Source organism: Lacibacter luteus (genome assembly GCF_004118265.1).
GTDB classification, from domain to species: domain Bacteria; phylum Bacteroidota; class Bacteroidia; order Chitinophagales; family Chitinophagaceae; genus Lacibacter; species Lacibacter luteus.
In genome coordinates, this window is the sequence record NZ_SDHW01000001.1 from 1,152,242 (window position 1) to 1,164,546 (window position 12,305).

6 protein-coding genes are annotated in these 12,305 nt (G+C 39.9%); 1 reads left to right on the forward strand and 5 read right to left on the reverse strand.

The features are described 5' to 3' along the window. Nucleotides 1-127: 127 nt before the first annotated feature. On the reverse strand, nt 128-4,174 hold the full coding sequence (locus ESA94_RS04360; RefSeq protein ID WP_205755905.1) for a hybrid sensor histidine kinase/response regulator transcription factor: 4,047 nt from the start codon (nt 4,172-4,174) through the stop codon (nt 128-130). Nucleotides 4,175-4,671: 497 nt separating this feature from the next. Between ESA94_RS04360 and ESA94_RS04365 the strand changes: the two genes are divergently transcribed. Continuing rightward, the gene (locus tag ESA94_RS04365; protein WP_129129623.1) at nt 4,672-5,454 is read left to right on the forward strand and encodes a YaiO family outer membrane beta-barrel protein; all 783 of its coding nucleotides are present in this window, start codon (nt 4,672-4,674) and stop codon (nt 5,452-5,454) included. Here ESA94_RS04365 and ESA94_RS04370 read toward each other — a convergent pair. The 4 genes from ESA94_RS04370 to ESA94_RS04385 are packed head-to-tail and all read right to left on the reverse strand — an operon-like array spanning nt 5,451 to nt 12,203. Then, a complete protein-coding gene (locus ESA94_RS04370) occupies nt 5,451-6,878 on the reverse strand; it encodes a glycosyltransferase family 2 protein (RefSeq protein ID WP_129129624.1) in 1,428 nt (475 codons plus the stop codon). The genes ESA94_RS04365 and ESA94_RS04370 overlap by 4 nt on opposite strands. After that, nucleotides 6,875-8,005 carry a HEAT repeat domain-containing protein gene (locus tag ESA94_RS04375; protein WP_129129625.1) on the reverse strand — a complete coding sequence of 377 codons (1,131 nt, stop codon included), beginning with the start codon at nt 8,003-8,005 and terminating at the stop codon, nt 6,875-6,877. The genes ESA94_RS04370 and ESA94_RS04375 overlap by 4 nt, the downstream gene beginning before the upstream one ends. Before the next feature lie 59 nt (nt 8,006-8,064). After that, the gene (locus tag ESA94_RS04380; protein ID WP_129129626.1) at nt 8,065-8,427 is read right to left on the reverse strand and encodes a response regulator transcription factor; all 363 of its coding nucleotides are present in this window, start codon (nt 8,425-8,427) and stop codon (nt 8,065-8,067) included. A 26-nt stretch (nt 8,428-8,453) separates the two neighbouring features. Further along, complete coding sequence (locus ESA94_RS04385; RefSeq protein WP_129129627.1) at nt 8,454-12,203, reverse strand: PAS domain S-box protein; 3,750 nt, start codon at nt 12,201-12,203, stop codon at nt 8,454-8,456. Nucleotides 12,204-12,305 lie beyond the last annotated feature (102 nt).

A 12,305-nucleotide genomic window follows, 5' to 3' on the forward strand; every position in this document is an offset into this window, starting at 1 on the left:
AATAAGGGGGTAAATTCGGATTTTTAGCCAAAAAACAGGGGTAAATGCCACAAAAAAGCCCCTATAAAGGGGCAGCCGAAATTTTTAACGGTAATATTTTGAGACCTTCAAACTAGCCAGAACGTTTCTATTTTTTTACTTTTTCGTTCAATTTATAGTTCTTGCCGAGGTTCTTCCGGTACTTTTCTATGTACTCTGATGGCTTCATACCGAAGGTTTTGGCAAACTGCTCCCGGAAATATTTGATGTCTTTAATACCTACATAAAAAGCCGTTTCATTAATATTATAATCGGAGTTGATGAACAGCTCGGCCGCTTTCCGCAACCGGATGAAACGGATAAAGGCGTTGGCACTTTGCCCGGAAATGGTCTTGATCTTTTTGTAAAGTTTGCTGTGGCTCATACCCATTTCGGTTGCCAGCACCTGTATGTTAAACTCATCCCTGTCGAGATTGCGTTCAACTACGGCAATACAAGCTTCCAGAAACTCCTTGTACTCGCCGGAAATGTTGAGGCTGTTTTGCTGATGGGTGATCTCGTTGTAAAAATACTTCTGCAGATTTTCCTGCTTTTTAAGCAGGCTTTGCACCCTTGCCACCAACATATCTTTTTCAAAAGGCTTGGTAATATAATCGTCGGCGCCGTATTCAATCCCCTTCAGCTTCGATTCCGGCGAATCGGTTCCTGTAATTAATATAAAAGGAATATGCCCAAGCGTTTGCGATTCCTTCACCGCCTTACAAAAGTCCAGCCCCGTCATTTCCTCCATTACCAAATCACTAATGATCACATCGGGCTGTAGTTCTTTGGCAAGCTTTAACCCTTCTTCTGCACTTCCTGCTTCATGCACAATGAAAGCAGTTCTGAAAATCTGCACCAGGTAGTTCCTAAGCTGCACATTATCGTCGGTTACAAGAATAGATGGCTTTTCGCTTACTACTGATTCCAAACCATCTGTTGCAATTTTACCTGCAACAGGCACAGGTTCCATTCCATCATCAATTTCTGCAAGCAGTGAACTTTCATTTTTTACACTTGCCTCACGAACAACCACATTGCCAAAATGCTCTTTTCCTTTTTTCAATTGAACAAGAAAACTTGTGCCCCCTCCTTCTTTGCTTTCATAACTGATCCTGCCTTTATGTTCTTCCACCAGTTGCTTTACAAGATATAGCCCAATTCCAAAACCGGGTTTAACCGGGGCATGCTCTTCTTTAACCTGGTAAAATTTTTCGAAAATGCGATTGCCAATATGTGCAGGTACACCCTGTCCGCTATCTGTAACCTGCACCCGAATACTTGTTGCATCGTCGGTAATGTTAAAATCGATCTTGCCATTATCGGGTGTGTACTTGAATGCATTCGATAACAAATTATAGAATACAATTTCAAGCTGCGTTTTATCGCCAAAAAAATCAAGCGACAGATTGCTGCAATTAAATGTATAATTGATGTGCCTTGTTTTTGCCTGTTGTTTAAAATACAAATACACATCATGACTAAGATCGTAGAAATTAAATGAGGAGATGCTGAGTTTGCCGGTTTCACTTTCCGTTTTACGAAACAACAACAACTGATCAACCAAACTTAACAGGCGGCGGGCATTACGGTAAACAACATTCAATTCTTCTTTCTCTTCAATTTTTTCCTCATGCTTCAATAAATCTTTCACCGGGTTAATGATGAGTGTAAGTGGTGTACGAAACTCGTGTGTAATATTGGTGAAGAACGATTGACGTTTCTCGTTGATCTCTTTTTCTTTTTCTGCATTCAACTCTGCAAGTTTTACTTTATAGGTAAGCCGTGCCTGCTGTAAACGATAACGGTAGAAAACATACACCAACGAAATTGCTGCCAATAAATAAACGAGGTAAGCGAAAATGGTTCTGTACCAGGGCGGCAAAATTGTAATAGCCAACACTGTTTCCTGTGTATTCCAATCGCCGTTTGCATTGGTGCTGCGGATGCGGAGCTTGTAGCTTCCTTCTTTAATATTATTATAGTTGATGTTGCGGATATTGCCGGTGTAGTTCCAGTTCTTATCCCAACCATCGAGGTAATAAGCATAAGAAATTTTTTCGGGAGAGGTGTACTCCAAAGCGGTGAACTCAAAAGAAAGCACTGCTTCTTTAAACGGAACACGCAATTCGGAAATACCGGTACCGTCTGCTTCTCTTATATACTCAGTTACATCCGAAATTGTTTTATTGTTGATGACAATATTTGTAACGTAAAGCGGAGGAGTAAAGGTTCGTTGTGCAATTTTTTCGGGAACAAACACATTAAATCCATCGATTCCACCAAATAATAATTCGCCGGAACGAAGCTTATACGATGCGTTGTAGGAGAATTGATTGCTCTGCAGGCCATCGCTTTCGTAAAAATTTTTAAACGTACTTGTTGCGGGATCGAATTTAGAAAGGCCGTTAAACGTACTAAGCCAGATAAACCCTTTTGCATCTTCCTCAATGTTGAGCACAGCATTATTACACAAACCATCTGCAAATGAATAGCGTTTTTTTATTGTCCCCTTTGCCACATCAAACAAAACCAACCCTCCACCTTCAAGACCAATCCATAAATTCTTTTTACTGTCTTCGAAAATTGCACGAACAGGCTTGCCTAAGTTGTAAAACTGGTGTTGCTTATTTTTTCTATCGATACGAATGAGTGAAATCGTATTACCGCCCCACAATTGCCCTTTGCTGTCTTCCAATATCGATACAAGATCGTTTACACGATTATCAAATACAACAAACCGATTTAATGAACGATCGAAAAAATAAAGTGGCCCATTGATAAATGTAGTTGCCCAAAGTGTTTTTGCTTTGTCTTCGTACATTAACCATGCATTCCTGTTTTCTTCGCCGGTTACATTGTTGATGCAACGAAACCGTTCAAAAGTTCCTGTTGATTTATTAAACCGGTTAATGCCACCACCATAAGTTGCCATCCATAAAGCACCTGTATGATCCTGCAGAATACTTGATACGATGTTATGACTGAGGGATGCTGTATTACCAGCCTGGTACCTGTAATTTTTAAATACATTATTTGTGCGGTTCCAGATACTCAAACCGCCGCCCTCTGTACCAACCAATATATCTCCATCTCTGTCTTCGTAAAAGGAGTAAATAAAATTACTGGCCAGTGAATTTGTTTTGTAAGGATCGTTTGCAACAGTAACGAAATTATTCTTCTGTTCATCAAACACATTGCACCCACCTTTGATGGTGCCGATCCACATACGGTTTTCCTTATCACGAATAATGGAATAAACCGCTTCACTTGATACCTGGTCTTTTTCCTGCCCTGAACTGATATAAGAAAATATCCCTGTTGTATTGTTAAGAATACTGATTGCGCCATCATCGGTCCCTACCCAGAGATTTTGCTGTTTATCAAAACAAAGCGACATCACATCCTGACCACTTAATGCACCGGAACCTGATGCATAATGTTTACTGTAACGATTTGCAGCCGGATCGTACAAGTACAATCCTGTTTCGCCACCGACCCACAATTGTCCCGACTGGTTAAGCAACATACAATTCGCAATTTTTATATCGCTGTTTACCAATGTAACATGGTTCTGTTTTTCGTTGTACACACACAATCCTCTTCCGGCAACAAACAACCATACTTTTTTATTCCTGTTATCTACCTCAACCACTCTTACATTGTACCCGTCGAGCTGTTCTTTACCCAATTGCAAAACAACTTCTCTTGCATACTGATCGTTTGCCTTTTTTACAAGCAAGCCCCAGCCATTGGTGGCAATAAATACATTTCCATTTTCCATTGATTGTATAGCCGTAGCATTAATCGTAACCTTTACGGGTTGCTTTGCCCCGAAGGGGAAACCATACAATGGAGAAAAATTAGCATAGGTACTGTTGTACTTTACAACCCCCTGTCCGGTGCCAACCCATAAATTGTGGCTGGCATCTTCGTGCAACGAATAAATATAATTATGTGGAATAGAGGTACTGTCGTTGAGTTTATTGCGAAAAACTTTAAACTCATTACCATCGTAATAGTTAAGCCCATCGTATGTACCCAGCCAGATGAAGCCACGTTTATCCTGGTAAACCACACGTACAGAATTATTGGAAAGCCCCCGTTCAATTCCAAGGCGGATAACAGGAGGCATGGCTTTTGCCTCCATAAGCATAGCAAATAGAAAAGCAAACAAACAGCAGTAAATCTGTATGGACCTGTTAAACATCAAACTTGAATCAAATTTTTCAAAATTAGAAAAACTCTGTCAGGTCGCCACATGTTGTTCTGTATAAAAAAACAACACCGCATCGCATTTAAATTTAAGCAACTATTCTCTTCATAACAGTTACCCATTAAATGTTACAACAAACCTTACCTGAAAAATATGCAGAGACAATATCCATCTTTTTCACCAGCCAATGCTTTTATAGTTACGATTAAACATTTGCCGAATCCATTCTAAACCGTTGCTACAACCTGTGTAAGCAATTACTTCCGCTTATACATGCTGGATGTTCTTTTTCGATCTCACTGTTGCATTACCGTTTTATATACCCAGGTATTGCCATCAATCTTATACCCCAATGGAAATAATTTATACTTTTAGGTACTTTCAGCTATACAAGCCAACCCCGATAAGAGCTATCTTTATGTTACTATAATTAAAATATGAAAATCCGTTCTTTTTTACTTCTGATTTCGTTGTTGCCCTTTTTTGCAGTTGCACAACAAGCAGACAGCGTGTTATTAAAAAACACACTCACGCTTCAATACGAGTATTTTCATTTTGATAAACAGTTTACAAACGATTGGCATATTACGGGGCTTGAATACAAACATGAAACAAAAAAAGCTGCTATCCTTGGCCGTTTGAATTATGCCAACCGTCTTTCGAAAAATGGCTGGCAAGGCGAACTGGAAGCTTATCCGAAATTTTCAAAGAAAGTATATAGTTATGCCGGCATTGGTTATTCTGCAAACATGCCTGTGTTTCCAAAATTCCGTGCAGGCTATTCACTGTATGTAAACATTCCAAAAGCAATAGAGCTGGAAGCCGGTTTCCGTTACCTTTATTTTGACAAAAGTGTTTTAATTGCTGTTGCAGGTATTGGTTATTATACCGGTAACTGGTTTTTACAGGCCCGTAGTTTTATGAGTGATAACAACGGCTTTAACCTTGCAGGCATGTTTACCGTTCGCAGATATTTTGGTGAAATGAATGATTATGTATGGCTGCAATATGGAACCGGCGTATCGCCTGATGAAACAAGAAATATCCAGTTTACAACAAATCAACGTTTATACTCAAACCGAATTATTGCGGGAGTAAGAACATCTGTTAAACAAAAAAATCTTCTGCTGTTGTCGTTTGGTTATTCAAGAGACGAATACAAGCCATCTACATTTGGCAATCAACTATACGGTTCTGTTGGCTATGGAAGAAGGTTTTAGTTTTTCTTCTTTCCTGCAAATCCCTGTCTAGTCATTTCGCCCCAGGATTTTTTCTTACGCAGCAGATCGATATTTCCACGCACTGCCGACCATACTACAAACGGATGAAAAATAAACGGCTCTAAAAATGCAGTGAGCATTAAATTGAAAATTTCTTTTCGCTTTCTGTATTGATTATAGGTGAGTACTTCCATAAGAATGGCAAAAACAGAGTAGAGAAAACCAAAGCTCAGAATAAAAACAAGCAACGCAAAGAAGAACGACCAATCCATTAAACCAAGTACTGCAAAAACAACAAATGCAACAAAGCCCGCAAATTCGATCAACGGTGCCAGAAATTCAAAAAAGAACCAGTAAGGATAACTGATCATTCCCAATACGCCATACGATGGATTAAAAAACATTTTTCTGTGCAGCTTTAATGTTTCAATTGTTCCTCTTGTCCATCGGTTTCGTTGACGACCTAATATTTTAAAGCTCGCCGGCGCTTCTGTCCAACAAAGCGGATCGGGGATATAAGCCACTTTGTAAGGTATTTTCTTCTCCTCCATGTAACGACGCATACGAACCACCAGCTCCATATCTTCACCAACAGTATTATGATCGTAGCCGCCTGCTTTAATTGCAATTTCCCGATCGAATGCCCCGAATGCACCGGAGATGAGCAACAAGCCATTTAACCTGCTCCAGGCCATTCGTCCTAACAAAAAAGCACGGATATATTCCAATGTCTGCACTCTTGGAATAAATTCTTCGGGCAAATGCACACGAATGATTTTTCCATCTTTTACTTCGCATGAATTAGCAATACGCACCACACCACCTGTAGCAATTACACGCTTTTCTTTTTCTTCAAGAAAAGGCTTAATCAGTTTTTGCATGGCATCCTGCTCGAGAATACAATCTACATCAATGCAAACCAGAATATCGTTTGAAGCGATATTGATTCCAACATTTAACGCATCTGCTTTACCACCGTTTTGTTTATCTACTACCAATAGCTTTTTATAAACCGGATTACTGCTTCTGTAAATAGCACGCACAGGTTTTGTTGCAATATGTGCTGTAAAAACATAAGGCACTTCTACAAGCTGGTATGCATCCATCAGCTTCTGCATGGAATCATCTTTGCTTCCATCGTTGAGCACAATTACTTCCATATTGTTATAATGTATGTTCAGCAGCGAACGCACATTTTCAATAATAGTTGCACCTTCGTTATAAGCAGGTGCAAGAATACTGATGGAAGGAGTATGCTCCGATACAGCCATGATGGAATAATCTGTAAAGCTGCTCTTCCTGATATACTTTCTTGTTTCACCAATAGAATAAAACGCAATGAAAATATAGCACAGCAGCAATACAATTGAATACAGAAAGATAACCCATGTTAAAAAATCAACCAGAAATTGCTGCCAGTTCATAACAGTACCTCCTGTTTTAATTGTACCAACAAAACATTCCAGGGATAAGTATCTGTTTGTACCCGTTGCCTTAACAGGCTTTCAGCATCCGGCTGTGTATAATAAACCGCTCTTGCTGCAGCTACTTTAATTTCCTGTTGTTCGTGTAACAGCTGTTGCAGCAGAAAAGCTTGCTCTTCTTCTGTACCAAATTCTTTCAACATCTGTAAGATGAGGATTTGCACATCAGCATCTTCAGCGGGAAACATTGCAACCAGTATTTCGTTTATTGCGGGATCATAAATTTCTTTCAATGCAGCAAGCGCCTTTTTACGTACAGGTTTTGCTGCATGTTTTAAACAGCTTGTAACAGTTGAAAAACAGGCATGAAGATGATACACTTCTACCAGCCGCAAAGCAAACTCGGTTACACTGCTGTTAGATGACTGCAGCCAGCGTTGCACACCCTCAAACGAACGATTACTGTGTAACGACAGTTCGTACAACAAACACAATTGCTGCCATTCAGTTAACGGATAAGTTGCAACATCTAAAAAACGTAACCCTTCAAAGCCAGTAAGTTTTACAACAGCAGTACGGGCTTCATTACGCACAAGTTCATTAGCGTTATTGGTATGACGATAAATTTTGGTGATGTACTTATTCTGACGAAGACCACTTAACTCCTGGATAGCCCTAGCCTTTACATGCCAGGCTCCATTTTGTAAACGCAAAAGCGAATCGTGCTGCAAGTTTGCCTGCTCATAAAACCAGCATACATTCGTGGCAGCATTACCACTCATATTCTTCACTGTTTTAAGCAACTCCGTAATAATAACACGACGACTGAATGCCTCATGCTCTAATAGCCGGGTAATCCTTTGTGTATCGGGTTGTTGAAGAAAAGACTGCAGCTCTTCGTCCGTTTCGCAAACGGCAAGCTCACTGATACAATTGCTGTATTGCTCCCTTAAACTTCTGCGACGCATGCTGCGTCCTGTGCGCCGTATAAGATAGAAAAGAATGAACAGAACAACTCCTGCAATAATGCAAACAAAAAACAACGTAACTGCAAGCAGCTGTAAGGGATCAACAACTGCATCCAGCAGATATAATGTAATGTAATTGAATACCAAGCCTGGCTGCATACAACATAAAATTAAGGGATGCAGCTAAAGCAAACAATATGTTGTTTTTACAGACTTCCTTATGCCGTTTTTGCAAGACGTTTTACACGCATTGAAAGTTCGTTAGGACTAAATGGTTTTGTAATATAATCATCTGCACCAAGATTGAATGCTTCTACTACTACATTCTCCTGCCCCATTGCACTTAATACTATTACAGGAACATTTCTTTGTCCCGACGCTTTTACTTTTCCTACAATTTCAAGACCCGATGAATAAGGCATCATAATGTCGGTAATAATCAGATCCGGGTTTTGCTCTTCAATCTGTTCAATTGCTTCCCTGCCATCAGCAACAGTAATTACATCGTACCCATCTTTGCGTAATCGCAGGGCAATAGTTTTGAGCATAATTGGTTCATCTTCGGCTACAAGGATTTTCATGTGTTGTTATTTTAGTTATCATAGTTTCAGTTATTCACCTCAGCAGCTTTTTCAAGTTCTGCTTCTATCATTGGGCGTACAAGTTCATATAATTCGTTTACCCTTTTTAACTCTTCCGGTATCAGTTCGAGTTGTTTTTCTTCTTTTGCCTGCTGTTCAATAGTCGTTACCAACGCCAGCATCAGGTTCATTTGCAAAATACCAAGGCTGCTTTTTAAACGATGTGTTTTTTTATACACCTGTTCCCAGTTTTCGTATAATACGGCTTCATGTATTTCGTTCAGCAGAGGAGGCGTTGTAGAAAGAAACAAGTGCAACACTTCGCAGAAGTACTCCACATCTTCCATTTCGTACAAATGCGACAGATTATAAAACACCGGTCCTTGCTGCTCGTCTTTTTTCTGTTGCTGTTTTACCTGCAATGGTTGTGCCAGTAAAAAACGACTAAGTACAGCAAACAGATCTGCCGGCACAAATGGTTTAGTTAAATACTCATTCATCCCCAACTCAAAACATTTCATCTTTTCATTGCGAAGCGCACTTGCCGTCATCGCAACGATGGGTGTAGACAGCTCCAGCTTTTCCCGTATATACGTAGAAGTCTGAAAGCCATTCATCAGCGGCATTTGCAGATCGAGAATGATCAAATCAAACTGCTGACCGGTTTCCAGCAAATCAACAGCTTCTTTTCCGTTATTTACAATAGTTGTAATGATACCCACCTGTTGCAATACATGATGAATCACAAGCTGATTGATTTCATTATCTTCTGCTACCAATATTGTTTTACCTGCCAATTGACCAACCTGCAATACTTCTTTTACATCTTTGCCATTGGTTGCAGTTGAACTTTGTTGCACAACAACGAGAGGAAGTGTTACACAAAATACTGTGCCTTTATGTAACTCACTTTCCACACGAACATTACCGCCCATTAACTCACACAATTGCCGTGTAATGGATAAGCCAAGACCTGTGCCCCCGTATTTTCTTGTAGTTTCTGCAGCTACCTGTTCAAAATTTCTGAAAATAGAACCAAGCCGTTCTTCCGGAATGCCTATGCCGGTATCACTAACTGTAAAGCTGAGTTCACAATCATTTCCTGAGCGTTGCAACTGTTTTACATGCAACTTAATGCTACCTTGTTCTGTAAACTTCATCGCATTACTCAACAGGTTCGAAAACACCTGTGTAATACGTAATGGATCGCCGCAAAATTCCGCAGGCAACGATTCTTCAACATGCAGCAGTAACTCAATTTCTTTTTCCTTTGCTTTTAACCTGAACGGTGCAACAGCCTGCTCAAGAATTTTCCGCAGATCAAAAACAATATTCTCTACACTCAACTTACCGGCTTTGATTTTGGAAAGATCAAGTATATCATTAATCAGCATCAACAAGTTGTCTGACGACTGACGGATGATCTGCACAAATTCTTCCTGCTCAGTATCGAGACTGGTATTCTGCAAAACATTTGTCATACCAATAATTCCATTAAGAGGTGTACGTATTTCATGGCTCATATTTGCAAGAAACTGCTCCTGCAACAATTCGGCAGCCTCCGCTTTTTTCTTTGCATCTACTAATTTCTGCCGGGCTTGTACACGTTCTGTTATATCCGTTGCAATTCCACCAACACCATATACAATTTCATCTTTATCAAACAATGGAAATTTCACAATAAGCAAATTGTGTTCACCATCGGCCATATGCACTGTTTCTTCTGTTTGAACATGCTCCAGTGTATGCAGTACTTTTTCATCGGCTTCACGATAACGGATCGCATCTTCATCACTCTCAAAATCAAAGTCTGTTTTACCAACAACTTCCTCTTCTGTAAGAGAAAACTCTTCTTTAAAAGAACGATTGATCAATAAGTAACGTCCTTCCACATCCTTAATAAACATAATAAGCGGTGTGTTATCAAGAATTGACTGAAGCCTGAACTGGTACTCTTCTCTTTCTTCACGAATCTTCTCCCAGGCACGATCAACAAGTTTACGCTCTGTAATATTTTTTGCTGCAATGCAAACGGCAATTACCTGGTTCTTTTCATTACGAACCGGAAAATATGTATTGTGATACCATTGCTCTCCTTCTTCTGTCTCAATCATTGTTTCTGTTTCCTGTATCACTCCACGCATTACTTTTTCCACCATTGCACGAAACACCTCTTTCCGTTCTTCTCTTATAAATTCAAGTATCTGATCATTTTCACGAACAGGCTTCCCTGCTATGTTACGCAGTATCTTTTTCCCTGCTTCATTGATCATAACGATATTGTAATCGGGAGAGATCATGTAAAAACCTTCCTCCGTACTTGAAAGCATGGCTCTTATTTTCTGATCTGCTTCACGAATTCGCTCTTCATTTTGCTTGATTGAGCTAATATCAGATGTAACAACAGCTGCTCCTGTAATTTCTTTTCCGTTTTCCATTACAGGTGAATGACTGATGCGAAGCCATTGTACACCATTTTCTGTATCATACTTTGCTTCATATTCAACATATTCACCATTAAACACACGTTCAAAGTTTTCTGCAGCCTGCTCCATTACTGTTTCGGGTATAACTGATAACAGGTGCATGCCTATTTCCACTTTTTTGCCTGTGCGCATTTCCATCCCTTCACGTGCAGGCCTGTTCATTACACGAATAGTGAGGTTACGATCAACCATAAAGAACCCTTCATGTGTATTGTTTAAAAGTGTTTGAATAAGCTCTTCAGATTCTTTCAGTTTTGATTCGGCTTCCATTTCATCCGAAATATCTTTTACCGTACACTGAAAGCCAATAACCTGTTCTTCTGCAGAAATAATAAGCGAAGTAAGTTTAACCCATTTCTGTTCTTTGTCTTTTGTTTCAATGGGAAAACGCACTACCATTTCGAAAGTCCGATCGTTAAACTGCTCTACAAATTTCTCAAGCACCTGGCTCTGCCACTGTTCGGGCACGAGCACGGCAAATGACTTTCCCTGTAGTTCAAGTGGTGAATAGCCTGTAAGCACTTTTGCTTTTGCACTAATAAACTCAAACTCACCTTTCAGGTTTGCAGTGAATGTAATAATACCAGGCCCTTCAATGAGCTTTCGGTACTTTACTTCGCTTTCACGTATTTCCTGTTCTGCTTTTTTTCGTAACCGGATATCTTTATCCAATTGCCATAACAATACGGCAATAAAAAGTATTACCAGTATTGCACCTGCAACAGCTATTTTTATCAGCCGCTGTTCTGTCTGTTCACTTACTCTCGTACGTTGCTGCAACAGTATTTGCTGACGATCTCGTATAGACGAGATCTGCTCGTTGATCTGCTGTGCAAGTTTACTCCCCTTGGCATCAAGCTCTGTTGCTTTTGCTATTGGTTTTTGATTAGTAACAAATGCCTGCTGTTCTGTACCGCTTCGTTTTAATGTTGTACTTAATTCACCCAACCATGCTTTTTGTGTTGAGTCAACTGCCATCAGGTGTGCAGTGGCTGCAGCATCTTGAATACTGAGATGAACTTTCGTGAGCTTGTTGAGGATTTGTTCTTCTCCGGTTATCAGGTAACTTCTCACCAACCCTTCACTTTCCGATACGCCTATCCGTATATTATCTACCTGTTCCATAACCCTGTACGTATGCGTTACCATATCATCCGTTTGCTTTGTTTGCACAGAGCCTACGTAAATAATACGGCCAAAAAAAATGAGCACACTTGCTGCCAATAAAAATATCAGCAGAATGGTACGGCTTACCGGAAGGTTTAGTTTTATAAGCGATCGCTTCTTCACAATTTTCCGTTACGGTTTGAAGTAAATAAACAGGCGTAGTTCTCCGCAACTGCAGATACAGTGAAGAATCCGGATAACAAAGATTGAATACGTTTGTGGAGA